This window comes from Georgenia satyanarayanai (assembly GCF_900116375.1).
In the GTDB taxonomy this organism is placed as follows: domain Bacteria; phylum Actinomycetota; class Actinomycetes; order Actinomycetales; family Actinomycetaceae; genus Oceanitalea; species Oceanitalea nanhaiensis.
This window is the reverse complement of record NZ_UETB01000001.1, coordinates 659,537-683,956: the sequence shown is the minus strand read 5'-3', so window position 1 is coordinate 683,956 and position 24,420 is coordinate 659,537. Positions and strand designations below refer to the sequence as shown.

The 24,420-nt window shown below is 73.2% G+C and carries 21 protein-coding genes and 1 tRNA gene; 4 read left to right on the top strand and 18 right to left on the bottom strand.

Annotation, left to right across the window (positions count from 1 at the left end):
• Window positions 1-23 precede the first annotated feature (23 nt).
• The 4 genes from rpsA to polA all read right to left on the bottom strand — a co-directional run bounded on the left by rpsA (window position 24) and on the right by polA (window position 6,422).
• Window positions 24-1,538, bottom strand: coding sequence for a 30S ribosomal protein S1 (gene rpsA / locus DSZ44_RS02980; protein ID WP_110851066.1), 1,515 nt, complete (start codon window positions 1,536-1,538; stop codon window positions 24-26).
• A 171-nt stretch (window positions 1,539-1,709) separates the two neighbouring features.
• The gene (locus DSZ44_RS02975; RefSeq protein WP_110851065.1) at window positions 1,710-2,735 is read right to left on the bottom strand and encodes a 6-phosphofructokinase; all 1,026 of its coding nucleotides are present in this window, start codon (window positions 2,733-2,735) and stop codon (window positions 1,710-1,712) included.
• A gap of 197 nt (window positions 2,736-2,932) precedes the next feature.
• A complete protein-coding gene (locus tag DSZ44_RS02970; RefSeq protein ID WP_110851064.1) occupies window positions 2,933-3,724 on the bottom strand; it encodes a class I SAM-dependent methyltransferase in 792 nt (263 codons plus the stop codon).
• Window positions 3,725-3,743: 19 nt separating this feature from the next.
• The gene (gene polA / locus DSZ44_RS02965; RefSeq protein ID WP_110851063.1) at window positions 3,744-6,422 is read right to left on the bottom strand and encodes a DNA polymerase I; all 2,679 of its coding nucleotides are present in this window, start codon (window positions 6,420-6,422) and stop codon (window positions 3,744-3,746) included.
• An 80-nt stretch (window positions 6,423-6,502) separates the two neighbouring features.
• Between polA and DSZ44_RS02960 the strand changes: the two genes are divergently transcribed.
• Window positions 6,503-6,925 (top strand): PaaI family thioesterase, encoded by a 423-nt coding sequence (locus DSZ44_RS02960; protein ID WP_110851062.1) that lies wholly within the window; start codon window positions 6,503-6,505, stop codon window positions 6,923-6,925.
• Window positions 6,926-6,939: 14 nt separating this feature from the next.
• Here DSZ44_RS02960 and DSZ44_RS02955 read toward each other — a convergent pair whose 3' ends face one another.
• Window positions 6,940-7,560: an ANTAR domain-containing response regulator gene (locus DSZ44_RS02955; protein ID WP_258369205.1), complete on the bottom strand. Its 621-nt coding sequence runs from the start codon at window positions 7,558-7,560 to the stop codon at window positions 6,940-6,942.
• Between the two features lie 185 nt (window positions 7,561-7,745).
• Between DSZ44_RS02955 and DSZ44_RS02950 the strand changes: the two genes are divergently transcribed.
• Window positions 7,746-7,822, top strand: a tRNA-Leu gene (locus tag DSZ44_RS02950).
• An 11-nt stretch (window positions 7,823-7,833) separates the two neighbouring features.
• On the opposite strand, the gene DSZ44_RS02945 is transcribed toward DSZ44_RS02950, so the two are convergent.
• Window positions 7,834-8,349: an NAD(P)/FAD-dependent oxidoreductase gene (locus DSZ44_RS02945; RefSeq protein ID WP_110851060.1), complete on the bottom strand. Its 516-nt coding sequence runs from the start codon at window positions 8,347-8,349 to the stop codon at window positions 7,834-7,836.
• 389 nt (window positions 8,350-8,738) lie between these two features.
• Here DSZ44_RS02945 and DSZ44_RS02935 point away from each other — a divergent pair, with 389 nt between their 5' ends.
• The gene (locus DSZ44_RS02935; RefSeq protein ID WP_110851058.1) at window positions 8,739-9,149 is read left to right on the top strand and encodes a hypothetical protein; all 411 of its coding nucleotides are present in this window, start codon (window positions 8,739-8,741) and stop codon (window positions 9,147-9,149) included.
• Window positions 9,150-9,261: 112 nt separating this feature from the next.
• On the opposite strand, the gene pyk is transcribed toward DSZ44_RS02935, so the two are convergent.
• From pyk to gltB, 3 genes are all read right to left on the bottom strand, one after another.
• A complete protein-coding gene (pyk, locus tag DSZ44_RS02930; RefSeq protein ID WP_110851057.1) occupies window positions 9,262-10,686 on the bottom strand; it encodes a pyruvate kinase in 1,425 nt (474 codons plus the stop codon).
• 71 nt (window positions 10,687-10,757) lie between these two features.
• Window positions 10,758-12,254, bottom strand: a complete 1,497-nt coding sequence (locus DSZ44_RS02925) for a glutamate synthase subunit beta (RefSeq protein WP_110851056.1) — start codon at window positions 12,252-12,254, stop codon at window positions 10,758-10,760.
• Complete coding sequence (gene gltB, locus DSZ44_RS02920; RefSeq protein WP_110851055.1) at window positions 12,247-16,818, bottom strand: glutamate synthase large subunit; 4,572 nt, start codon at window positions 16,816-16,818, stop codon at window positions 12,247-12,249. Before gltB ends, DSZ44_RS02925 begins: the two co-directional genes overlap by 8 nt.
• A 216-nt stretch (window positions 16,819-17,034) precedes the next feature.
• On the opposite strand from gltB, the gene DSZ44_RS02915 reads away from it, so the two are divergent.
• Window positions 17,035-17,907 carry a GNAT family N-acetyltransferase gene (locus tag DSZ44_RS02915; RefSeq protein WP_181424513.1) on the top strand — a complete coding sequence of 291 codons (873 nt, stop codon included), beginning with the start codon at window positions 17,035-17,037 and terminating at the stop codon, window positions 17,905-17,907.
• Window positions 17,908-17,963: 56 nt separating this feature from the next.
• On the opposite strand, the gene nusB is transcribed toward DSZ44_RS02915, so the two are convergent.
• The 9 genes from nusB to DSZ44_RS02870 are packed head-to-tail and all read right to left on the bottom strand — an operon-like array spanning window position 17,964 to window position 24,420.
• The gene (gene nusB, locus DSZ44_RS02910) at window positions 17,964-18,392 is read right to left on the bottom strand and encodes a transcription antitermination factor NusB (protein WP_110851053.1); all 429 of its coding nucleotides are present in this window, start codon (window positions 18,390-18,392) and stop codon (window positions 17,964-17,966) included.
• Window position 18,393: 1 nt separating this feature from the next.
• Window positions 18,394-18,957 (bottom strand): elongation factor P, encoded by a 564-nt coding sequence (gene efp / locus DSZ44_RS02905; protein ID WP_110851052.1) that lies wholly within the window; start codon window positions 18,955-18,957, stop codon window positions 18,394-18,396.
• A 28-nt stretch (window positions 18,958-18,985) separates the two neighbouring features.
• Complete coding sequence (locus DSZ44_RS02900; RefSeq protein WP_110851051.1) at window positions 18,986-19,357, bottom strand: hypothetical protein; 372 nt, start codon at window positions 19,355-19,357, stop codon at window positions 18,986-18,988.
• Window positions 19,354-19,971, bottom strand: coding sequence for a hypothetical protein (locus DSZ44_RS02895; RefSeq protein WP_110851050.1), 618 nt, complete (start codon window positions 19,969-19,971; stop codon window positions 19,354-19,356). Before DSZ44_RS02895 ends, DSZ44_RS02900 begins: the two co-directional genes overlap by 4 nt.
• A 47-nt stretch (window positions 19,972-20,018) precedes the next feature.
• Window positions 20,019-21,098, bottom strand: a complete 1,080-nt coding sequence (gene aroB / locus DSZ44_RS02890) for a 3-dehydroquinate synthase (RefSeq protein ID WP_110851049.1) — start codon at window positions 21,096-21,098, stop codon at window positions 20,019-20,021.
• The gene (locus tag DSZ44_RS02885; protein WP_110851048.1) at window positions 21,095-21,640 is read right to left on the bottom strand and encodes a shikimate kinase; all 546 of its coding nucleotides are present in this window, start codon (window positions 21,638-21,640) and stop codon (window positions 21,095-21,097) included. The genes aroB and DSZ44_RS02885 overlap by 4 nt, the downstream gene beginning before the upstream one ends.
• Entirely contained in the window at window positions 21,637-22,848 is a 1,212-nt protein-coding gene (aroC, locus tag DSZ44_RS02880) for a chorismate synthase (protein ID WP_110851047.1), read from the bottom strand. Before aroC ends, DSZ44_RS02885 begins: the two co-directional genes overlap by 4 nt.
• A 59-nt stretch (window positions 22,849-22,907) precedes the next feature.
• Complete coding sequence (locus DSZ44_RS02875; RefSeq protein ID WP_110851046.1) at window positions 22,908-23,495, bottom strand: prepilin peptidase; 588 nt, start codon at window positions 23,493-23,495, stop codon at window positions 22,908-22,910.
• Window positions 23,485-24,420, bottom strand: coding sequence for a shikimate dehydrogenase (locus tag DSZ44_RS02870; protein WP_309146697.1), 936 nt, complete (start codon window positions 24,418-24,420; stop codon window positions 23,485-23,487). The genes DSZ44_RS02875 and DSZ44_RS02870 overlap by 11 nt, the downstream gene beginning before the upstream one ends.

Here is a 24,420-nt window from a genome sequence, read left to right as displayed (position 1 = left end):
GACGGGCCGTCGGTCAGCTCGGGTCAGTTACCGGTGAGCTTCTCACGGAGCGCGGCGAGCGCCTCGTCAGAGGCCAGCGTGCCCGCTGCCTCGGCCGGGGCCGAGGTGTAGGACGTGGCCGAACCGGCGCCGGCAGAGGAGCTGCTGCTGCTGGAGCTGGAGCTGGAGCTCGAGCTGGAGCTCGTGGTGGTCGACGCCTCGACGTCGGCCTCCATCGCAGCGGCGACCTGCTGCTTGTGGGCCTCCCAGCGGGAGTGGGCCTCGGCGTACTGCGCCTCCCAGGCCTCGCGCTGGGCGTCGTAGCCCTCGAGCCACTCGTTGGTCTCCGGGTCGAAGCCCTCGGGGTACTTGTAGTTGCCCTGCTCGTCGTACTCCGCGGCCATGCCGTACAGCGACGGGTCGAAGTCGTCGCTGCTCGGGTCGACACCCTCGTTGGCCTGCTTGAGGGACAGCGAGATCCGGCGACGCTCGAGGTCGATGTCGATGACCTTGACGAAGACCTCGTCACCGACCTTCGCGACCTGCTCGGGCACCTCGACGTGGCGCACGGCCAGCTCGGAGATGTGGACGAGACCCTCGATGCCGTCCTCGACACGCACGAAGGCGCCGAAGGGGACGAGCTTGGTGACCTTGCCCGGGACGACCTGTCCGATCGCGTGGGTGCGGGCGAAGGCCTGCCACGGGTCCTCCTGCGTCGCCTTGAGCGACAGGGAGACCCGCTCGCGGTCCATGTCGACGTCGAGGACCTCGACGGTGACCTCCTGGCCGACCTCGACGATCTCGCTCGGGTGGTCGATGTGCTTCCAGGACAGCTCGGAGACGTGGACGAGACCGTCGACGCCGCCGAGGTCGACGAACGCACCGAAGTTGACGATCGAGGACACGACGCCCTGACGGACCTGGCCCTTCTGCAGGGTCTGCAGGAAGGTGGAGCGGACCTCGGACTGGGTCTGCTCGAGCCACGCGCGGCGCGAGAGCACGACGTTGTTGCGGTTCTTGTCGAGCTCGATGATCTTGGCCTCGAGCTCCTTGCCCACGTAGGGCTGCAGGTCGCGGACGCGGCGCATCTCGACGAGGGAGGCGGGGAGGAAGCCGCGGAGGCCGATGTCGAGGATGAGGCCACCCTTGACGACCTCGATGACGGTGCCGGTGACGACGCCGTCCTCCTCCTTGATCTTCTCGATCGTGCCCCAGGCCCGCTCGTACTGCGCGCGCTTCTTGGACAGGAGAAGCCGGCCCTCCTTGTCCTCCTTCTGGAGGACGAGCGCCTCGATCTGGTCACCGACGGAGACGACCTCGTCGGGGTCGACGTCGTGCTTGATCGACAGCTCGCGGGAGAGGATGACGCCCTCGGTCTTGTAACCGATGTCGAGGAGGACCTCGTCCCGGTCGACCTTGACGACGGTGCCCTCGACGATGTCGCCATCGTTGAAGTACTTGATGGTCTCGTCGATAGCGGCGAGGAGCTCCTCGGCCGACCCGATGTCGTTGATGGCGACCTGCGGGGCAGTCGGCTGAGTGGGCGTAGTGATGGTCATTGAGTTACGGACTCCGATGCGGACAGGGAATAGTGCGGATGATGGGTTCGGCTCGCACACCGCGACCCACCACACTCCCGGCGGAGCTCCGTCCACCAAGGTGTCGCCAGCCGCGAGCACACGTCACCTCGGGTGATCCTACTCGTCCCGACCGGTGGGGACAAGAATCGCTCAGGCCAGCGCGTTGGCCACCTGGATGAGCTCTGCCGGCACCGGCTTGGCCCTGCCCGCGACCTCCTCGAGCGGCACGAGGACGACCTCCTCGCCGCGCAGGGCGGTCATGACGCCCGTGTGGCCCTGCTGGAGGGCGTCGACCGCGGCGACGCCGAAGCGCGAGCCGAGGATACGGTCCGAGGGCAGCGGCGTGCCCCCGCGCTGGACGTGGCCCAGGACGGTGACGCGGGTGTCGAAACCGGTGCGTGCGGCGATCTCCTCGGCGACGCGCTCACTGACGGCACCGGAGACGATCTCGCCGAACGTCCCGTACTTCGTCTCCCACTCCATCGAGGTGCCCTCGGCCGGGACGGCGCCCTCGGCGACGACGACGATCGAGAAGGAGGCGTGGGCCCGGTGACGGTGCTTGAGGTAGCGCGTGATCCTGTCGATGTCGAAGGGCTCCTCGGGGGTGAGGACGACCTCCGCACCGCCGGCGATCCCGGCCTGGACGGCGATCCACCCGGCGGAGCGGCCCATGAGCTCGACGACCATGACGCGGTTGTGGCTCTCCGCCGTCGTGTGGATGCGGTCGATGGCCTCGGTGGCGATGTGGACGGCCGTGTCGAAACCGATCGAGCGGTCCGTGCCGGCGACGTCGTTGTCGATGGTCTTGGGGATCGCGACGATCTTCGTGCCCGTCTCGGCGACCTTGCTCGCCGCGTGGAGGGTGCCGTCGCCGCCGATGCAGATGAGCGCCTCGATCCGCTCGGCCTCGAGCGTGGCGCGCACGGCGTCCAGGCCGCCGTCGGCGGAGTGCGGGTGGAAGCGGGCGGTGCCGAGGAGCGTGCCACCGGTGTCGAGGACCCCGCGGATGTCGTTCCGGGTGAGCGGCATGACGTCCCCCTCGGCGACACCCTTCCAGCCGTTGCGGAAGCCGATGATCGAGTGCCCGTACTCCCCCAGGCCGCGCTTGACGACCGCTCGGATCGCCGCGTTGAGGCCGGGGCAGTCTCCGCCGCCGGTGAGCAGACCGATTCGCACGTGTGGCTCCTGGGCTCGGGGGGTGGCGCGGGGGCGCCGGGACCACGGACAACCCTAACGGCGCCTCGCGGCCCCGTTCGCCGCCGAAGGTCCCGCCCGCACCCGCCTCCACCGCCGACGGCCGGATCCCCGCCCGTCTCGCCGCGCGCCCCCGTCGCGCTGACGGCTGGCGTGTGCCGGCTCCCTCCGTGCGCCGGTCAGGGCAGGTGCGTGACGACGATGGCGGTGCCCGGGACGTACCGACCGCGGTGCGGCCCCCAGCCGCCCCACACCTGCCGGTTGTCCTCCTGCCACTCCGGCTCGACGACGTCGTCGATGACGAGGCCGGCGGAGGTCACCTCCCGGACGTGGTCGCCGATCGTCCGGTGGTACTCGGCGTAGAGGGGCGCGCCGTCGTCGTCCGTCTCGACGTAGGGGGTGCGGTCGAAGTAGGAGCGCAGCACCTTCATGCCAGCGGAGGTGGGGTCGTCGGGGAAGACCCACCGCACGGGGTGGACGACGGCGAAGACCCACCGGCCGCCGGGTCGCAGCACGCGGGACACCTCGGCGTGGATCCGGGCGGCGTCGGGGACGAAGGCGATCGCCCCGAAGGACGTGAAGGCGAGGTCGACGCTCGCGTCGGCCAGCGGCAGAGCGCGGGCGTCGGCGACCACGGCGGGCACGCGGCTCCCCGTCCGGCGGTCGAGCTCGGCGGACTGGGCGAGCATGCCGGGGGCGATGTCCGTGGCCAGCACGTGCGCGCCGCGCCCGGCGAGCCACCGCGAGCACTGCGCGGCACCGGCGCCCACCTCGAGCACGCGCAGCCCGCCGACGTCGCCGAGCAGGCCGGCCTCCTCCTCGCGCAGGCCCTCGGGGCACCAGCGGAAGTCGGCGTCACCGAGGAAGGCGCCGTGCTCGTCGACGTACTCGGCGGCGTTCTCGCTCCACCAGTGGCCGTTCGCCCGCGCCGCGGCGGCCGGGTCCACCTCCCAGAAGCCCACCCCGCTCATGTCCCCGTCCTCCGGTCTCTCAGTGGGCGGCCTCGTGCCAGGACCGGCCGTGACCGACCGAGACGTCGAGGGGCACCTGGAGCTCGGCGGCGGCTGCCATCCGCTCGCGGACGAGGGCCTCCACGGCCTCCTCCTCCCCCGGCGCGACCTCGAGCACGAGCTCGTCGTGGACCTGGAGCAGGAGGCGGGAACGCAGCCCGGCGGCGTCGAGGCCGCGCTCGACCTCGACCATCGCCACCTTGATGATGTCGGCGGCGCTGCCCTGGATGGGCGCGTTGAGCGCCATCCGCTCGGCCATGTCGCGGCGCTGCCGGTTGTCGCTGGTGAGGTCGGGCAGGTAGCGGCGCCGGCCCATGATCGTCTCGGTGTATCCGGTGCGGCGTGCCTCGTCGACCACCCCGGCGAGGTAGTCGCGCACCCCGCCGAAGCGCTCGAAGTAGTCGTCCATGAGCGTGCGGGCCTCACCGACCTCGATCCGCAGCTGACGCGAGAGCCCGAAGGCGGACAGGCCGTAGGCCAGGCCGTAGCTCATCGCCTTGATCTTCGCGCGCATCGCGCTGGTCACCTGGTCGGTGGGCACCTCGAAGACGCGCGAGCCGACGTAGGAGTGGAGGTCCTCCCCGCTGCGGAAGGCGTCGATGAGGCCCGGGTCCCCCGACAGGTGCGCCATGATCCGCATCTCGATCTGGGAGTAGTCGGCGGTCAGCAGGCTGGCGAAGCCCTCGCCGACGACGAATCCACGGCGGATCCGCTGGCCCTCCTCGGTGCGCACCGGGATGTTCTGGAGATTGGGATCGGTCGAGCTGAGACGGCCGGTCGCGGCGATCGTCTGGTGGAAGGTCGTGTGGATGCGACCGTCGGGCGCCACCGAGCGGAGCAGCCCCTCGACCGTCTGCCGCAGCCGGATCGCGTCGCGGTGGGCGAGCAGGTGGGCGAGGAAGGGGTGCTCGGTCTTGGCGAAGAGGTCGGCCAGGGCGTCGGCGTCGGTCGTGTAGCCGGTCTTGGTCTTCTTCGTCTTGGGCATCTCCAGCTCGGTGAAGAGCACCTCCTGGAGCTGCTTCGGGGAGGAGAGGTTGACCTCGTGGCCGATGACGCCGTAGGCGGCGGCGGCCGCGTCCTCGACGGCGGTCCCGAAGCGGTCCTCGAGCTCGCGGAGGTACTCGAGGTCCGCGGCGATCCCGGCCCGCTCCATGCGGGACAGGGCCCCGAGGACGGGCAGCTCGAGGTCGGCGAGCAGGTGGCCGGCGCCGCGGTCCTCGAGCTCGCCCTGGAGCACGGTGGTGAGGTCGCGGACGGCGACGGCGCGCACCCCGGCCTGCCGGCCGGCGGCACTGTCGTCCAGGACGAGCATGCCCTGGCCGCCGGCGTCCTCCTCGGCGACGAGCTCGCGGCGCAGGTGGCGCAGCGTGAGGTCGGCGAGGTCGTAGCGGCGCTGGTCCGGGCGGCACAGGTAGGCGGCGACGGCGGTGTCGAAGGCGATGCCGGCGAGGGTGAGGCCGCGCCCGGACAGCGCGTGGGCGGCGGCCTTGGCGTCGTGGAGGGTCTTGGCGGCGGTGGGGTCGGCCAGCCAGGCGGCGAGGATGGCGTCGTCCTCCGGGGTGATCGAGGTGAGGTCGAGCGTGGCCGCGGTGGCGGCGTCGTCTGCGAGGGCGATGGCCCACGCGTCCCCGGTGCCCTGCGCGGCGGTGCCGGTGACCTCGAGGCCGAGCAGCTGGCCGCGGCGCGGCTCGAGCCAGCCGGCGAGCTCGCCGGCTCCGAGGGCGGCGACGGTCACGTCGACACCCTGCTCGGCCGCGGGGGCCGCCTCGGCGGGCAGGTTGGCGAAGAGCCGCTCGCGGAGCACCGCGAACTCGAGGGCGTCGAAGACCGAGTGGACGGCCTCACGGTCCACCGCCTTGCGGCCGAGGTCGTCCACCTTGACCGGCAGCTCGACGTCGGTGAGCAGGCGGTTGAGCTTGCGGTTGAGGGCCACCTGCTCGAGGTGGTCGCGCAGCGACTGCCCGGCCTTGCCGGTGACCTCCTCGGCGCGCGCGAGGATGCCCTCGAGCCCGTCGTAGGCGCCGATCCACTTCGCGGCCGTCTTCGGGCCCACGCCCGGCACGCCCGGGAGGTTGTCGCTCGTCTCGCCGACGAGGGCGGCGAGGTCGGGGTAGCGCTCGGGCGGGACGCCGTACTTGTCGAGGACCGCCTGCGGGGTCATCCGCGCGAGGGAGGAGACGCCCTTCACCGGGTAGAGGACGGTGACGTCGTCACGGACGAGCTGGAAGGTGTCCCGGTCCCCGGAGATGACCAGGACGTCGAGCCCGTCGGCCGCGCCCTGGGTTGCGAGGGTGGCGATGATGTCGTCCGCCTCGAAGCCCTCCTTGGTGAGGTGCGGGATGCCCATGGCGTCGAGCACCTCGACGATGAGGGCGACCTGGCCGCGGAAGGGCTCGGGGGTTTGGTCGCGCGTGGCCTTGTACTCGCTGTACTGCTCGGTGCGGAAGGTGGTCCGCCCGGCGTCGAACGCGACGGCGATGTGGGTGGGCTCCTCCGCCGCCAGCAGGTTGATCAGCATCGAGGTGAAGCCGAAGACGGCGTTGGTCGGCTGGCCGGTCGTCGTCGAGAAGTTCTCCACGGGCAGCGCGTAGAAGGCGCGGAAGGCCATGGAGTGGCCGTCGACGACGAGGAGGCGGGGGCGGTCGGTGCTCGTGCTCACGCCCCAACCCTAGGCGGCGCCACCGACACCGCGCTCCAGTGGCGGGCCGGTGCGCGGGATCACCGTGGCAGGCTGGGCCCATGACGAGCACCGACCCCGACCTCCTCGCGCGCCTCCAGGACTCCGTCGGCGGCCTGGGCACGCTCACCGAGCGGCTCGGCATCGAGTTCCTCACGGCGGGCCCCGAGCACGTGTCGGCCCGGATGCCGGTGGAGGGCAACACACAGGTCGTCGGGCTGCTCCACGGGGGCGCGTCGGCCGCGCTGGCGGAGACGGTCGGCTCCGTGGCGGCGACGCTCCACGCCGGGCAGGGACGCGGGGCGGTCGGCGTCGACCTCAGTGCCACGCACCACCGCGCGGTCCGCTCCGGCTTCGTCACCGCCGTCGCCACCCCGCTGCACCTGGGCGGGCGGCTGGCGACCTACGACGTCACCGTCACCGACGAGGACGGGCGGCGCGTGTGCACCGCCCGTCTCACGTGCATGCTCGTCGACCGCCCGTAGGCGGCCGACGGCGACTACTTCGCGCCGACCTGGTCGATGACGGCGTCGGCGACCTCGCGCATGGTGAGGCGGCGGTCCATCGACGTCTTCTGGATCCAGCGGAAGGCCTCCGGCTCGCTGAGGCCCATCTTCGTCATGAGGAGGCCCTTGGCGCGGTCCACGCGCTTGCGGGTCTCGAAGCGCTCGTTGAGGTCGGCGATCTCCGACTCCAGGGAGCTGATCTCCTGGAAGCGCGAGATGGCGATCTCGAGCGCGGGCAGCAGGTCCGCCGTCGTGAAGGGCTTGACGACGTAGGCCATCGCCCCGGCGTCACGCGCCCGCTCGACGAGCTCGGCCTGGGAGAAGGCGGTGAGCATGACGACGGCGCAGGTGCGGTCGGCCATGATCTTCTCGGCCGCCGAGATGCCGTCCATCCCGGGCATCTTGACGTCCATGACGACGACGTCGGGCTCCAGCTCGGAGACGAGCCGCACCGCGGTCTCCCCGTCCGGCGCCTCGCCGACGACGTCGAAGCCCGCCTCCTTCAGCGTCTCGACGATGTCGAGCCGGATGAGCGTCTCGTCCTCGGCGACGACGACGCGGCGTGCGTCGCCCTCCGGGGCCTTCGGCAGGTCCTCGCGGACGGGCAGGACGATGTCATCGGCAGTGGCAGCCTCGACCGGGCCGGCTTCGTTGTTCTCACTCACGGCGCCAAGACTACTCGCCCGCCCGCCCGGACCGCCCGACGGCGCTCCGGCGGATCCAGTGATCCACCGCATCTTCCGCACGGCGGTGCGGGTTGGGCCCTGGCAGACGCGCCCGCTAAGGTGACGGTGCGCTCGCCCCGGTAGCCCAATTGGCAGAGGCGGTTGACTCAAAATCAGCACAGTGCGGGTTCAAGTCCCGCCCGGGGCACCAGGCGCGCAGGTTCAGACCTTGCCCTTGAGCAGGCGGCGGTAGTAGACCACCGGCTCGACGTAGCGGTCGAAGAACCACAGCGGCCGGCGCGGGACGGTGAGGTCGACCGCGCTGATGCTCGGCGTGGGCGCGCCGTGACGGTCGAACTCGGCGAGCAGCAGCCGCCGGCGGTCCACGGTGATCGGGATGACCGTGTACCCGTCGTAGCGCCGCAGCGGCCGGCCCTTGCGCGCGGCCTGGATGTTGTCGGCAAGGATCTGGACCTGGCGGCGCAGCGCGCCACCGGAGGGGCGCGTGCCGGTGTCGGCGACGTCCCCCAGGCTCCACAGCCGCGGGACGGTGCGGTGCGCGAGCGTCTCGGGGTCGACGTCGACCAGCCCCGCGGGGTGCTCCCCCGCGAACGGGCGTACCCACTCCGGGGCCCGGTAGTGCGGGACCACCGACGCCCAGCCGACGCCGTCGAGCTCACGGGTGCCGTTGTCGCTCGAGAGGGTGACGGTGCGGCGCGCGGCGTCGACGGCCGCCACCGTCGCGCGGTGGTGGACCGTGACGCCGAAGCGCTCGAGCGCGGGTTCGAGGTGCCGGTCGAGGAAGGGCAGGTCGAGGACGGCGTCGTAGGGCGTGACGAGGTGGACGTCGACGCGGTCCAGGACGCCGCGCGCCCGCCAGTGGTCGCAGGCGAGGAAGAGTGGCTTGAGGGCTGTGCCGCCGGCGGGGGACGGCTCGGGCGGGACGGTGAAGACGACGCGCCCGCTGCCGGTCTCCCGGATGGCGTCCCACGTGGCCTCGACCGTGTCGCGCAGGTAGGAGGTGCGAGACCAGCCCAGCTCGATCGCCTCCGTCAGCCCTGGGGTCGCCGCGACGTCCGGCTCGAGGCCGGGGGCGAGGACCAGGTCGGTGTAGCCGATGCGGGTGCATGCGGGAACCGCTCACGGTCGACTTCCACCGGGCGCGGCGCGACGCCGAGGCCGCCCGGCCCGACGACCCCGACCAGCTGCTCACCGAGCCCGCCGACCTCGCCGCCTACCGGGAGGCGGTCCGCCGCTACGAGACAGCCTTCGACAGGGCCGAGCAGGAGGCACGCCGGCGGCGCACCTCGGACTTCTCCCCCGCCGAGCAGCAGGCGCTCCTGCGCGCCAAGCGATTCCTCGCGCTGGCGGAGGACCCGGGTGCCGGCCACGCCGAGCGGCAGTCCGCCTACCGCCGGGCCACGCGCGAGCTCGAGGGCCTCGTCGTCCTGCCCACCGGTGCCACCGACGCCGTCGAGCAGCGCATTGCGGGAGCGCTCGGGTCGCCGCCGGCGGCCGGCGAGGCGACGACCGCCTGACCGCCCGCACGCTCGCCGGCCCAGGCCGTCGTCGCCCGCCCTCGCGGGACGACACAGCCCCGCCGGGCTGGCCCGGCGGGGCTGTGTCGTGCAGTCGTCAGGCGACCGCGGGTCAGTTGGAGCTGGGCAGCTCGCCGACCTTGTGGACCCGGATGGAGTTCGTGCTGCCGACCTGGCCCGGGGGCATGCCCGCGACGATGACGATGCGGTCCCCGTCCTCGGCGAGGCCCGAGCTCGTGAGGACCTTGTCCACCTGGGCGACCATCTCGTCGGTGTGGGCGACCTCGGGGACCTCGTAGGTCTGCACGCCCCAGCTCAGCGCCAGCGTGCTGCGCGTGGCCGTGAGCGGGGTGAAGGCGAGCAGCGGGATCGAGGAGCGCAGCCGCGACATGCGGCGCGCGGAGTCGCCGGACTGGGTGAAGGTGACGAGGTACTTCACGCCGAGCAGCTCACCGATCTCGGCGGCGGCCCTGGTGATGACACCACCGCGGGTGTGCGGCGTGGTGCCCAGCGGCGCGATGCGCTCGCTGCCCTCCTCCTCGGTGTGCTCGACGATGCGGGCCATGGTGCGGACGGCCTCGATCGGGAACTGGCCCACCGAGGTCTCACCGGACAGCATGACCGCGTCGGCGCCGTCGATGATGGCGTTGGCGCAGTCGGAGACCTCCGCGCGGGTGGGGCGCGGGTTGGTGATCATCGAGTCGAGCACCTGGGTGGCGACGATGACCGGCTTGGCGTTGCGGCGGGCGAGCTCGACGGCCCGCTTCTGGACGATCGGGACCTCCTCGAGCGGCAGCTCGACGCCGAGGTCGCCGCGGGCGACCATGATGCCGTCGAAGGCGTCGACGATCTCGACGAGGTTCTCCACGGCCTGCGGCTTCTCGATCTTGGCGACGACCGGGACGCGGCGTCCCTCCTCGTCCATGATCGCGTGGACGTCGTCGATGTCGGCGGCGAAGCGGACGAAGGACAGCGCGATGACGTCGGCGCCGAGGCGCAGCGCCCAGCGCAGGTCCTCCTTGTCCTTGTCCGACAGGGCCGGGACGCTCACGGCGACGCCGGGCAGGTTGAGGCCCTTGTTGTTGGAGACGGGGCCGGCGACCTCGACGCGGGTGACGACGCGGGGGCCGTCGACCTCGAGGATCCGCACGGCCACGCGGCCGTCGTCGATGAGGATGCGGTCGCCGGGGGTGCAGTCACCGGGCAGGCCCGCGTACGTCGTCGACGCGATCTCCGCGGTGCCGGGGACGTCCTCGGTGGTGATGGTGAAGGTCTGGCCCTCGCTGAGCTCGACCTCCCCCTCGACGAACCGCCCGAGCCGGATCTTCGGCCCCTGGAGGTCGACGAGGACGGCGACGGCGCGGCCGGAAGCCTGGGCGGCGTCCCGGACGCGGTTGTAGACGGCCTCGTGCTCGGCAGCGGAGCCGTGGCTTCGGTTGATCCGGGCCACGTCCATGCCGGCGTCGACGAGCGCCTGAATCTGGTCGGCCGACTCTGTAGCCGGGCCAAGGGTGCACACGATCTTTGCTCTACGCATGGTGATCAGCCTAACGCCCGATCCGTCCTCGCGAGAGGGACGTTCGCCCGGCGAACGTCCCTCCCGCTCGGCTATGCGCCCAGGCTCGCGATCCCGGCCCCGAGCGGGGCGCTCGACGCCGTCACCGGGACGGGCAGCTCGCTGCCGCCGTCGAGGTAACGGTCCACCGCTGCCGCGCAGGACCGGCCTTCCGCGATCGCCCAGACGATGAGCGACTGCCCGCGGCCGGCGTCACCGGCGACGAACACTCCCGGCACGGACGTGGCGAACATCTCGTCGTGGACGACACGCCCACGCTCGTCGACGGCGACTCCGAGCTGGTCGGCGAGCCCGCCGCGGGGCACGCCCTCGAAGCCGATGGCGATGAGGACGAGCTGGGCGGGGATGAGCCGCTCGGTGCCCTCCACGGGCGTCGTCGAGCGGTCGGCGTGCCGGACGACCTCGACCATCCGGACGTGGGTCACCTTCCCGGGGCCGGCGCTGCCGTCGGAGACGAACTCGAGCGTGGCGGAGCCGAAGACCCGCTCCCCGCCCTCCTCGTGGGAGGTGGAGACCGTGAAGACCCGCGGGTCCATCGGCCACGGCTCCCCCGGTGCTCGCTCGTCGCCGCGGCGGACGTTGATGTCGATCTGCGTGACCGACCGGGCGCCCTGACGACGGGCGGTGCCGAAGCAGTCGGAGCCGGTGTCGCCGCCACCGATGATGACGACGTCCTTGCCGGCCGCCGTCGCCTGGTCCGGGACGTCGTCGCCGGCGACGACCCGGTTCGACTGGACGAGGTAGTCCATCGCGACGTGGACGCCGTCGAGGTCGCGGCCGGGGACCGGGACCTCGCGCGGGACCGTGGAGCCGAGCGCGAGGACGACGGCGTCGTACCGCTCGCGCAGCTGCTCGCCGGTGACGTCGGTACCGACATCGACACCGGGGCGGAAGATCGTGCCCTCCGCCTCCATCTGCGCGACCCGGCGCTCGACCTGGACCTTCTCCATCTTGAAGTCGGGGATGCCGTAGGTGAGCAGCCCGCCGATGCGGTCGTCGCGCTCGAGGACGGCGACGGTGTGGCCCGCCCGCGTGAGCTGCTGGGCCGCGGCCAGGCCCGCGGGGCCGCTGCCGATGACGGCGACCGTGCGACCGGTCTGCCGGTCCGGCACCTGGGGGGTCACCAGTCCCTGGTCCCAGGCGTTGTCCGCGATGGACTGCTCGATGTTCTTGATCGTCACCGGGGGCTGGTTGATCCCCAGGACGCACGCGCTCTCACAGGGCGCCGGGCACAGACGGCCGGTCCACTCCGGGAAGTTGTTCGTCGCGTGGAGACGGCCGATCGCCGCCTCCCAGTCCTCGCGGCGGGTGAGCTCGTTCCACTCGGGGATGAGGTTGCCCAGCGGGCAGCCGGCGTGGCAGAACGGCACGCCGCAGTCCATGCAGCGCGTGGCCTGGCGGGTGAGCGCCGGCGCGTCCTCCTGCCGCCGCTCGTAGACCTCGCGGAAGTCGAGGATGCGGACCGGGACCGGGCGGCGGGCAGGCAGCTCCCGCTCCCGGTAGGTGAGAAAACCGCGGGGGTCAGCCATTGGACACCTCCAGGATGGTGCTCCACACGTCCGGGGAACCGGCGTCCAGACCCTCCTGGGCGGCGTCGGCGAGGGCGGCGGAGACGGCCGCGAAGCGGCGGGGCAGGACCTTGACGAAGCGGGCGCACGCGGCGTCGGCGTCGGCAAGGAGCTCGGCGGCCACGGTGGAGCCGGTGTGCTCGTGGTGGCGACGGAGCAGGTCGAGGACGATGGAGCGGTCCTCGGCGTCGAGGTCGACGAGGAGGAGCTCGCCGTCGGCCACGGCGGGGGCGTTGACGCGCCCGCGGTCGAGGTCGAGGACGTAGGCGGTGCCGCCCGACATGCCCGCGCCGAGGTTGCGGCCGGTGGGCCCGGCGATGAGCACGGTGCCGCCGGTCATGTACTCGAGGGCGTGGTCGCCCACCCCCTCGACGACGGCGGTCGCGCCGGAGTTGCGCACGCAGAAGCGCTCACCGACCCGTCCGGAGAGGAACAGCTCCCCCGACGTCGCGCCGTAGCCGATGACGTTGCCGGCGATGGTGTTGTCCGCGGCGACGAGCCGCGACTCCTCCTCCGGCCGCACGACGACGCGCCCTCCGCACAGCGACTTGCCGACGTAGTCGTTCGCGTCGCCGAGCAGGCGCAGCGTGATCCCCGGCGGCAGGAGCGTGCCGAAGGACTGGCCGGCGGTCCCGCGCAGGGTGATGTCGATCGTGCCGTCGGGCAGGCCCGCCGCGCCGTGGCGCTTGACGACCTCGTGGCCCAGACGCGTGCCGACGGTGCGGTTGACGTTGCGGACCGGGAGCTCGAGCTGCACCGCGGTGCCGTCGTCGAGCGCGGGACGCGCCTGCTCGATGAGCGTGACGTCCAGGCTCTTCTCCAGGCCGTGGTCCTGCTCGCGGATGCGGCGGCGGGCGGAGCCGGGCGCCGGGTCGATGTCCGCGAGGATCGGGGAGAGGTCCAGGCCCGCCGTCTTCCAGTGGCCGACGGCCTCGCCGGTGTCGAGCAGGTCGGCCCGGCCCACCGCCTCGTCGAGCGAGCGCAGGCCGAGCGAGGCGAGCAGCTCGCGCACCTCCTGGGCGATGAACTCGAAGAAGGCGACGATGTGCTCGGCCTTGCCGGTGAAGCGCTCGCGCAGCTCGGGGTTCTGCGTCGCGATGCCGACCGGGCAGGTGTCCAGGTGGCACACGCGCATCATGATGCAGCCGGCGACGACGAGCGGCGCCGTCGCGAAGCCGTACTCCTCCGCACCGAGCAGCGCCGCGATGACGACGTCACGCCCGGTCTTGAGCTGCCCGTCGGTCTGCACGACGATCCGGTCGCGCAGGCCGTTGACGATGAGCGTCTGCTGCGTCTCGGCCAGCCCGAGCTCCCACGGTCCGCCCGCGTGCTTGAGCGAGGTGAGCGGGCTCGCGCCCGTCCCGCCGTCGTGGCCGGAGACGAGGACGACGTCGGCGTGCGCCTTGGCGACACCGGCCGCGACCGTGCCGATGCCGACCTCGCTCACGAGCTTGACGTGCACCCGCGCCTCGGGGTTGGCGTTCTTGAGGTCGTGGATGAGCTGGGCGAGGTCCTCGATGGAGTAGATGTCGTGGTGCGGCGGCGGGGAGATGAGCCCGACGCCCGGGGTGGAGTGGCGGGTGTCGGCGACCCACGGGTAGACCTTGGTGCCGGGCAGCTGTCCGCCCTCCCCGGGCTTGGCGCCCTGGGCGACCTTGATCTGGATGTCGTCCGCGCTCGTGAGGTAGTCCGCGGTCACGCCGAACCGGCCAGAGGCGACCTGCTTGATCGCCGAGCGGCGCCGCGGGTCGTGGAGCCGGTCGGCGTCCTCCCCGCCCTCACCGCTGTTCGACTTCGCGCCGAGGGAGTTCATCGCGATCGCGAGGGTCTCGTGCGCCTCGGCGGAGATCGAGCCGTAGGACATCGCGCCGGTGGAGAAGCGCTTGACGATCTCGCTGACCGACTCGACCTCGTCCACCGGGACGGGGGCGCGCTCGCGCAGCCGGAACAGGCCGCGCAGGGTCATGAGGCGCTCGGACTGCTCGTCCACCCGGCGGGTGTAGTCGCGGAACACGTCCATCCGGCGGGAGCGGGTCGCGTGCTGGAGGCGGAAGACCGTCTCCGGGTCGAAGAGGTGCGGCTCGCCGTCCCGCCGCCACTGGTACTCCCCGCCGCTGCGCAGGCTGCGGTGTGCGGGCGAGATGCCCGACGGCGGGTAGGCGGTCGCGTGCCGGGCTGCCACCTCGGCCGCGAGGACGTCCAGGTCGACGCCGTCGAGCGGGGCGGGGGTGCCGGTGAAGTAGCGGGCGACGAGCTCGCGGGACAGGCCCAGCGACTCGAAGACCTGCGCACCGCGGTAGGACGAGACGGTCGAGATCCCCATCTTGCTCATCACCTTGAGCACGCCCTTGCCGAGGGCGCGGATGACGTTGGAGACCGCCTGCTCGGGGCTCAGCCCGGTGACGACGCCCGTGTGGACGAGCTCCTCGGCGCTCTCCATGGCGAGGTAGGGGTTGACCGCGGCAGCGCCGTAGCCGACAAGGAGCGCCACGTGGTGGACCTCGCGCACGTCCCCCGCCTCGACGAGCAGGCTGACCTTGGTGCGGGTGCGCCGGCGCAGCGTGTGGTGGTGCACCGCCGCCGTGAGGAGGAGCGAGGGGATCGGGGCGAGGGCCGCCGTCGAGTGACGGTCGGACAGGACGATGAAGCTGGCACCGTCCTCGATCGCCGCGTCGACCTCCGCGAAGATCTCCTCCAGCCGCTGCTCGAGCGCCGCTCCCCCGCCCGCGACCGGGTAGAGCCCGGAGACGACGACGGAGCGCAGGCCCTTGCCGGCGCGTGCGCTGCCGACGTTGACGACCTTGGCGAGCTGGTCGTTGTCGATCGTCGGGAAGGGCAGGACGAGCTTGCGGGCGTGCTCGGGGTCCTCGGCGAGGAGGTTCGGCTCGGGGCCGATCGCCCCGCCGAGGGACGTGACGAGCTCCTCGCGGATGGAGTCCAGCGGCGGGTTCGTCACCTGGGCGAACTGCTGGGCGAAGTAGTCGAAGAGCATCCGGGGCCGGGTGGAGAGCACGGCGAGGGGCGTGTCGGTGCCCATCGAGCCGAGCGCCTCCGCGCCGGTGAGCGCCATCGGCGCGAGCAGGATGCGCAGCTCCTCCTCGCTGTAGCCGAACACCTGCTGACGCCGCGTGACCGAGGACCGGGAGTGCAGCACGTGCTCGCGGTCGGGAAGGTCGGCGAGGTGGAGCGTGTGCTCGGCCAGCCAGTCCGCGTACGGGGCGGCGGCCGCGAGCTCGTCCTTGAGGGCCTCGTCGTCGACGACCTCGCCCGCGGCGGTGTCGACGAGGAACATCCGTCCCGGCTCGAGGCGGCCCTTGCGCACGACGGTGGCGGGGTCGATCTCCAGGACACCGGACTCCGAGGCGAGCACCACCAGACCGTCCTCGGTGACGACGTAGCGCGCGGGGCGCAGTCCGTTGCGGTCCAGGACGGCACCGATGAGGCTGCCGTCGGTGAAGGTCATCGCCGCGGGACCGTCCCACGGCTCCATGATCGTCGCGTGGTACTCGTAGAACGCGCGGCGGGCCTCGTCCATCTCGGCGTGGTTCTGCCACGCCTCCGGGATCATCATGAGCACCGCGTGCGGCAGCGACCGGCCACCGAGGTGGAGGAGCTCGAGGACCTCGTCGAAGGAGGCGGAGTCGCTCGCTCCGGGCGGGCAGACGGGCAGGAGGGGCTCGAGGTCGCCGAGCAGCTCGCTCGAGGCCACGCCCTCACGCGCGCCCATCCAGTTCCGGTTGCCGCGCACGGTGTTGATCTCGCCGTTGTGGGCGACCATCCGGAAGGGCTGGGCCAGCGGCCACGACGGGAAGGTGTTCGTCGAGAAGCGGGAGTGGACGAGCGCGAGGGTGCTGACCAGGCGCGCGTCGCGCAGGTCCGGGAAGAACTCCGCCAGCTGCTCGGTCGTGAGCATGCCCTTGTAGACGAGCGTGCGGGAGGACAGCGAGGCGAAGTAGACGCCGAGCTCGTGCTCCGCGCGCTTGCGCAGACGGTAGGCGAGGCGGTCGAGGGCGACGCCGGAACGCTCCCCGTCGGCGTCCGTGACGACGAGGTGGCGGAAGGCGGGCATCGTCGACCGGGCCATCTGCCCGACGAGGTGCTCGACGACGGGCACCTCACGCCAGCCGAGGACGCGCAGCCCCTCCTCCGCCGCGATCCGCTCGATCGTGGCGACGGCAGCGGCCCGCTCGGTGGACGCGCTGTTGCCGCCCGGGAGGAAGGCCATGCCGACGGCGTAGCGTCCGGTGTCGGGCAGCTCGAAGGGGAGCTCCTCGCGGAGGAAGGCGTCGGGGACCTGGAGGAGGATGCCGGCACCGTCGCCGGTGTCCTGCTCGGCGCCGACGGCTCCGCGGTGGTCGAGGTTCGCCAGGGCGGTGAGAGCGGCGTCGACGATGTCGCGGCCCGGAGTGCCCCGCAGCGTGGCGACGAAGGCGACGCCACAGGCGTCGTGCTCGTACGAGGGGTCGTAGAGACCCTGGCGCGGCGGCGCCCCCGGCTGCGGCGTGGTTCCGTGGATCGGGCCCATGGTGCATTCCCCTTGTTCCGTGACTGACTTGACCAGAAGTGGGGCGCCGTTGACCCAGCGAGCGGGAACTTTACTCCCCGGTGACTCGATGGTGAACTCATCGGCCCCCGACACGCGCGCTGTCTTGCATGCTGGACGATGTACCCGACACCGCCCGGAGCAGCATTCTGTGCACAGACACGGCCGCGTGGGAAGACGTCGGGCACGGAGGTGGACGTGAGGGTCGAGATGGTCGAGGGGGCGGACGCCGCTGCCGCGGAGGATCTCGCCGGCCGCCTGTGGAGCTGGTCGAGCCGGTGGCACCCGGGAGAGCTGGCCTGGCTCTGGCGCGCCGCCGGGCCCGGGGTCGCGAGCTGGCGCACGGCGAGCTGGCGCGCCGGTGGCCGGACCCTCGCGTGGGCGCGGTCGACGGTTCCGGGACGCCTCGACCTCCAGGTCGACACCGCTCACGACGGGCTCACCCCCGCCGTGCTCGACTGGTTCGAGGACGGTGCGGCCGGCCACGACCTCGCGGTCACCGTGCTCGAGCGCGAGAGCCTCCTGCGCGAGGTCCTGCTGTCCCGGGGCTACTCCCCGGACGTCGACGCGCCGAGCTTCCTCCACCTGCGGCGCCGCCTGGCTGCGGCGTCACCGCCGGCGCCCCTGCCTCCCGGCTACGTCCTGCGCTCGGTGGTCGGAGCGCAGGACGCGGACGCCCGGACCGGGCTCCACCGAGCCGCGTTCGCCACCCCCGAGCCCGCCACAGCCACCTACCGGGCGGTCATGGCGCACCCGTCCTACCGCCCTGCCCTCGACCGGTTCGTCGTCGCGCCCGACGGCACGCCGGCCGCCGCCGCGCTCGGCTGGCTCGACCCGCGCAGCGGCGTGCTCGCCCTCGAGCCGGTGGGCACCGACCCGCGGTTCCGCCGCCGGGGGCTCGCGCGTGCCTGCGTCCTCGCCGTGCTCGGCGCCGCGGTCGAGCTCGGGGCCACCCACGCCCGGGTGTGCGCCCGCGACGGTGCCGCCGACCCTGCCCCCCGCGCCACCTACGAGGCGGTGGGGTTCCGCCCGTACGCCCGCAACGTCCGCCTCGTGCGACCGGCACGCTGACCGCCGGCGGGGACGGCAGCAGCCGGGCCCCTCGGGGACCCGGCTCCGGTGACGGCTCAGCGGCCGCCGGCCTCCAGCTGGAGGATGCGGCCGAGAAGGCCGTTGACGAAGCGGGGCGACTCGTCGGTCGAGAGCTTGGTGGCCAGGGCCACCGCCTCGTCGACCGCGACGGCGCCCGGTACGTCGTCGTTGAACATCACTTCCCAGACGCCCAGGCGCAGGATGGCCCGGTCGACCGCGGGCATCCGCGGCAGGGTCCAGTCCTGGGCGTAGGTGGTGATGAGCTCGTCGATCTCGGTGGCGTGGTCGGCCACACCCTCGACGATCTCGACCGCGTACTGCGGCAGTGCCGTCTGCGCCGCCGTGTGCTGCAGGCGCTGGGCCAGCAGCTCGCGCAGCTCGACCTCCCACCCGGCCAGCGCGCGCTGGTCGGCCTCGTAGAGGACGTCGACGGCGCGCGTACGCGCCTTGGTGCGTGCCGCCATGTCAGTCGTTCACGCGGCCGAGGTAGTCCCCGGAGCGCGTGTCGACCTTGACCTTGGTCCCCTGCTCGAGGAAGAGCGGCACCTGGATCTCGTAGCCGGTCTCGACGGTGGCGGGCTTGGTGCCCGCGGAGGAGCGGTCTCCCTGGAGGCCCGGCTCGGTGTAGGTGATCTCGAGGACCACGGAGGCGGGCAGGTCGATGTACAGGACCCGGCCCTCGTGCGTGGCGACGGTGGCGATCTGGCCCTCGAGGAGGAAGTTGGCGGCGGTCCCCACGACATCGGCACCGACGAGGATCTGGTCGTAGGTGGAGGTGTCCATGAACACGTAGTCCGCGCCGTCCTGGTACAGGTACTGCATGTCGCGGCGGTCGACCGTGGCGGTCTCGACCTTGACGCCGGCGTTGAAGGTCCTGTCGATCGTCTTGCCGGAGAGCACGTTCTTGATCTTGGTGCGCACGAAGGCGGGGCCCTTGCCGGGCTTGACGTGCTGGAACTCGACGACGGACCAGAGGTTCCCGTCGATGACGAGCACCATGCCGTTCTTGAGGTCGTTCGTGGTGGCCACTGAGGTCTTCCTTTCGAGAGAGCGGCAGTCAGCCTAACTCGTCGAGCCCCCACAGACCCAGCACGGCGCACGCCCCGGCCCAGGTGTAGGAGATGAGCGTGCCGATGATGAAGCGCTCGGCGGCGGGGCTCACCTTGTCGGGGTGGCTCTCGCGCAGCTCCGGGTAGCGGCCCAGGCCCTTGACCGCGAGGACGACGGCGACGCCCTCGGGGAAGCCGGCGAGGACGGCGCCGGTGATCGCCGCACGCTCGAGCATCCCGATCCAGGTGCCGCCCCGCAGCACCCCGTTCGCGGGCGGGCTGGACTGCACGCGGCGCAGGACCAGACCCGTCACCACCCGTCCGAGGAGGACGGAGACGACGAGCGCCGCGACGACGACTCCGGCACCGGCCCAGCTCACGCGGCCACCCCCTCGGCGGCAGTGAGCAGCCGGGCGGCGAGCGGGTGCAGCCGCACCTCCTCCTGCCACAGGGCGGCGTCCAGGCGCTGGCTCACCGCCTGGGCACTGATCCCCAGACGCTCCGCGGCCGCGCGCTGGGTGCCGCCCTCGGCGAGGAGGTCGACAACCTCCCAGCCGGCGTCGCTGCGGCGGCGCACGACGGCCGCGAGCAGCTGGAGCAGGGCCTCGGCCTCCTCCGCGGCGCCCGTGGCCACGCCGTCGACGGCGAGCGGCACGCTCACGGAGCGCCCCCTGGCCCGCTCGACGGCGGCGCGGGCGAGGATGAAGGCCTCCCCGGCGCTGGCGGGCGCGGACTCGGCCAGCGGCTCGACGACCGGACCGGCGCCGACGCCCACGCTCCACCCGCCCAGCCGCTGGAGCAGCAGAACGAGGCCGACGACGGCGTGCGGGTCGGCGAGCACGCCCTGCACCTCGTCGCCCACGGTCCGCTCGAGCGGCAGGACGAAGGGGTCGGCCGACTGGCGCCCACACCACTCGGAGACGGCGTGGAGAAGCCCGGGCACGGCGTCCCCGCGGCTGCGGCTGGCCTTCTGGTCGGCCGTCATGACGAACATGACACAAGGCTAGATGCTTGATGCGACCAGATCAAGGGTTCAGCCTTTCATTGGGCGAGCGTGGCGTAGGCGGCCTCGAGCAGGGCGGGGTCTGGGCCCTCGAGGCGCCCGGGTCGGCCGATGCCGTCGAGGACGACGAGACGCAGGGTGGCACCGCGGGTCTTCTTGTCGCGACCCATGGCCTCGAGGAGCTCGGGCCAACGGTCCTGGCGGTAGCCGGTGGGCAGGCCGAGGGAGCGCAGCACGTCCCGGTGCCGAGCGACGTCGGCGTCGGGCAGCCGTCCGGCGGCCCGGCCGAGCTCGGCGGCGAAGACCATGCCGACGGCCACGGCGTCCCCGTGGCGCCAGCGGAAGTCCTCGCTCAGCTCGATGGCGTGGGCCAGCGTGTGCCCGTAGTTGAGGAACTCTCGCCGCCCGGCCTCCCGGAGGTCCTCCGAGACGACCTCCGCCTTGACCTGCACCGCCCGGCGGACGAGCTCGGCCAGCACGTCGGAGCCCGCGTCACGCGCGGCGGCACCGGAGTCCGCCTCGACGAGCTCGAGGATGCGGGGGTCGGCGATGAACCCGGCCTTGACGACCTCCGCCAGCCCGGCGGCGTGGTCCTCGGGCGGGAGGGTGGCGAGGGTGTCGAGGTCGCAGACGACGGCACGCGGGGAGTGGAAGGCACCGACGAGGTTCTTGCCCTCGGGGGTGTTGATCGCGGCCTTGCCGCCGACGGCGGCGTCGACCATGCCGAGGAGGGTCGTGGGCACGTGGACGACGGCGACCCCGCGCAGCCAGGAGGCCGCGACGAAGCCGGCGAGGTCCGTGGCCGCTCCCCCGCCCAGCCCCACGACGAGGTCCTGACGGGTGAAGGCGGCCCGGCCCAGACGCGACCACAGCTCGGTGAGGACGGCGGCCGTCTTGGCCTGCTCACCGTCCGGCACGAGCGCGGGGTGCACCTCGTGTCCCGCGGCCTCGAGGGCGGCGCCCAGGCGCCCCGCCCGCTCGGCGAGCGGGGCCTGGTGGACGAGGAGCACACGCCGCGGCTCACCGCCCACGGCGGCGGCGACCTCACGGTCCAGGCCGCGGCCGATGACGACCTCGTACTCGTGCTCGGCCCGGACCGGCACGCGCGCCTCGATCACGCCTCGCTCCGCGGGCGCAGGTCGCCGCGCTCGAGCGCCTCGGCGACGAGGGTGGCGAGCCGCTCGACGGGCTCGGTGTCGGTGTCGACGACGAGGCCGGCGACCTCCTGGTACAGCGGACGGCGAGAGTCCATGAGGGCCTTCCACCGGGCGCGGGGGCTCTCGACGAGCAGCGGGCGCGCGCCGGACAGACCGACACGCGGCAGCGCCTTGGCCATGGAGACCTCGAGGTAGACGACAGGCACGGTGAGCAGGGCCTCACGGGTGTCGGGGTGCTCGACCGCTCCCCCGCCCAGCGCCACGACGCCGTCGTGCTCGGCCAGCGCCCGCAGCACCTCGGCGTGCTCGAGCGCGCGGAAGTGCGGCTCGCCGTCCTCGATGAAGATGTCGCTGATGGTGCGGCCCTCACGGCGCTCGACGGCGTCGTCGGTGTCGAGGAGCTCGACGGCGAGCAGCCGCGCGAGAACCTGGCCGACCGTGGACTTGCCCGCACCGGGCGGGCCCACGAGGACGACACGGGCACGGGAGGCGGGCCCGCTCATCGCATGCCCTCCGGGATCGACTCGAGGTAGGCCGCGAGGTTGCGCGAGCACTCGGCCACGGAGTCGCCGCCGGTCTTCTCCAGCAGCGCCTCGGCGAGGACGAGTGCCACCATCGCCTCGGCGACGACGGCGGCCGGGGCCACCGCGCAGACGTCCGAGCGCTGGTGGATGGCCGTGGCGGCCTCGCCCGTGGACACGTCGATGGTCCGCAGGGCGCGGGGCACGGTGGAGATGGGCTTGAGCGCGGCGCGCACGCGCAGCACCTCGCCGTTGCTCATCCCGCCCTCGACGCCGCCGGCGCGGTTGGTGGTGCGGTGCACACCGTCGGCCTCGCGGACGATCTCGTCGTGGGCGAGGGAGCCGCGGCGGCGGGCGGTGCGGAAGCCGTCCCCGACCTCGACGCCCTTGATCGCCTGGATGCCCATGACGGCCCCCGCGAGACGCGAGTCGAGCTTGCGGTCGCCGTGGACGAAGGAGCCCAGGCCGGGCGGCAGACCGTAGGCGAGGACCTCGACGACGCCGCCGAGAGTGTCGCCGTCCTTGCGGCAGGCGTCGATCTCCTCGACCATCGCGGCCGAGGTGGCGGGGTCGAAGCAGCGGATGGGGTCGGCGTCGAGCGCGGCGACGTCGTCGGGACCGGGAGCGGGGGCGTCGTCGGGCACGTCGACGGGACCGACGGCGACGACGTGGGAGACGAGCCGCACGCCGGCTATCTGCTCGAGGACCGCCGAGGCGACGGCCCCGAGAGCCACGCGCGTGGCGGTCTCGCGGGCGCTGGCACGCTCGAGGACCGGCCGGGCGTCGTCCAGGGCGTACTTCGTCATGCCGACGAGGTCGGCGTGGCCCGGCCGCGGCCGCGTGAGGGGCCGGTTGCGGGCGATCTCGCGCTGGTCCCCGGTGCCGGCGTCCACCTCGAGGAGGCTGGGGTCCACGGGGTCGGCCGACATCACGGTCTGCCACTTGGGCCACTCGGAGTTGCCGATCTCGATGGCGACCGGCCCACCCATCGTGCGGCCGTGACGCACCCCGCCCAGGAGCCGGACCTCGTCCTGCTCGAACTTCATCCGGGCCCCGCGGCCGTAGCCGAGCCGACGCCGCGCGAGCACCGTGCGCAGCTCCTCGGTGCCCAGTGCGACACCCGCCGGCACGCCCTCGACCACACCGACGAGCGCCTCGCCGTGGGACTCCCCTGCTGTCAACCAACGCATGTCTGGCATCCTGCCACGCCCCACCGACACGCCCGGCAGGCGTCCGGCAGACGGCGCGCTCACATCCCGAGCACGGGTCCCAGGCGGACGGTGACGCCGCCGGCCACGGCGGCACCGAGGAGCATCCACGGGCCGAAGGCGATCGCCGTCGTCCGTGTCGCGCGCCCGGCGAGGAGGAGGACCAGCCCGGCCACGCCGCCGAGGACGAAGCCGGCCAGCACCCCGAGCACGGCGGCCCCCCAGCCCAGCCACCCCAGCCAGGCGCCGAGCAGCGCCCCGAGCTTGACGTCCCCCATGCCCAGGCCGGCCGGCCGCAAAAGGGCGAGGAGGAGGTAGCCGACGCCGCTCGCCACGGCGGCGAGGACGGCGCGCAGCAGTGCGTCCCACTCCCCGGTGGCGAGGGAGGCGACGACGAGGAGCAGCGCCAGGGCGACGGCCGTGGGCGCGAGGACGGCGTTGGGCAGCCGGTGGCTGGCGAGGTCCTCGGTGGCCAGAAGCACACCGGCGACGGCGAGGAGCAGAGCAGCGGGCAGGTCGGCCCGCCAGCCGTGGACGAGCAGGGTGAGCGCGACGGCGACGGCGCAGGCCCCGGCCAGCACGCCCGGGGCCTGCCACCAACGTGCGGTGGCGGCCGGCTCAGCCGCCACGGCGGGCGAGGGCGTCGGAGAGCGCCGCCCGCATCGCCTCGAGGGGGGCCGGACGCCCCGTCATGAGGCGCACCTGCTCCGCGGCCTGGTGGAGGAGCATCGCCCAGCCCGGCGCGACGGTGCCGCCCCCGCCGGTGAAGCCCGCGGCGAGGCGGCTGGGCCACGGGTCGTAGGCGACGTCGAGGAGGACACGCCCGGTCGTGCCGCCCACCGAGGCGAGGTGGTCACCCAGCTCGTCGCCCGCGCGCGCGGGCAGGGTGGAGACGGTGACGTCCGCGGACGTCACGGCGTCGGCGGCCTGCTCCACCGTGGACCAGCGGCGCACCGTGACGTGGACGCCCATCCGGTGGGCCGCGCGCTGCAGCGCACCGGCCCGGGCCGGGTTGCGGACGAGGACGAGGGAGGCGGTGACACCCAGCTCCGCGAGCGCGGCGAGCGTGGACGCCGCGGTGGCCCCTCCCCCGAGGACGACGGCGCTGCTCGGGCGCCAGCCCTCCCGCCCGGACGCCTCACGCAGGGCGGCGACGACACCGTGGACGTCGGTGTTCGCCGCGACCACCAGCCCCCGCCCGGGGCCGGGCTGGACGATGAGGGTGTTGACGGCGCCGACGACCTCGGCGAGCGGGTCGACGACGTCGGCCACCTCGAGGGCCACGTGCTTGAGCGGCATCGTGAGCGAGAGCCCCGCCCACTCCCCGTCGAGGGAGGCCACGACACCGGCGAGCTCGTCGGCGTCGACCTCCGCGAGCCCGTACACCCACTCCAGCCCCAGGGCGGCGTAGGCGGCGCCGTGGAGGACGGGCGACAGCGAGTGCCCGACCGGCGTGCCGAGGACGGCGGCCCGCCGCGCCCCGGCCGGCAGGGCGCCGGCCGGGTGCACGTCGTAGGTGGGCAGCGCGGGGCCGCCCGGCTCACCACCGCTCAC

Excerpts from the sequence above, each read along its gene's own strand:
- pyk (WP_110851057.1), bottom strand. The coding sequence starts at position 10,686 with ATGCGTAGAGCAAAGATCGTGTGCACCCTTGGCCCGGCTACAGAGTCG.
- aroC (WP_110851047.1), bottom strand. The coding sequence starts at position 22,848 with ATGCGTTGGTTGACAGCAGGGGAGTCCCACGGCGAGGCGCTCGTCGGT.
- DSZ44_RS02925 (WP_110851056.1), bottom strand. The coding sequence starts at position 12,254 with ATGGCTGACCCCCGCGGTTTTCTCACCTACCGGGAGCGGGAGCTGCCT.
- DSZ44_RS02960 (WP_110851062.1), top strand. The coding sequence starts at position 6,503 with ATGACGAGCACCGACCCCGACCTCCTCGCGCGCCTCCAGGACTCCGTC.
- nusB (WP_110851053.1), bottom strand. The coding sequence starts at position 18,392 with ATGGCGGCACGCACCAAGGCGCGTACGCGCGCCGTCGACGTCCTCTAC.
- rpsA (WP_110851066.1), bottom strand. The coding sequence starts at position 1,538 with ATGACCATCACTACGCCCACTCAGCCGACTGCCCCGCAGGTCGCCATC.
- DSZ44_RS02935 (WP_110851058.1), top strand. The coding sequence starts at position 8,739 with ATGCGGGAACCGCTCACGGTCGACTTCCACCGGGCGCGGCGCGACGCC.
- DSZ44_RS02885 (WP_110851048.1), bottom strand. The coding sequence starts at position 21,640 with ATGAGCGGGCCCGCCTCCCGTGCCCGTGTCGTCCTCGTGGGCCCGCCC.
- DSZ44_RS02895 (WP_110851050.1), bottom strand. The coding sequence starts at position 19,971 with ATGTTCGTCATGACGGCCGACCAGAAGGCCAGCCGCAGCCGCGGGGAC.
- gltB (WP_110851055.1), bottom strand. The coding sequence starts at position 16,818 with ATGGGCCCGATCCACGGAACCACGCCGCAGCCGGGGGCGCCGCCGCGC.
- DSZ44_RS02970 (WP_110851064.1), bottom strand. The coding sequence starts at position 3,724 with ATGAGCGGGGTGGGCTTCTGGGAGGTGGACCCGGCCGCCGCGGCGCGG.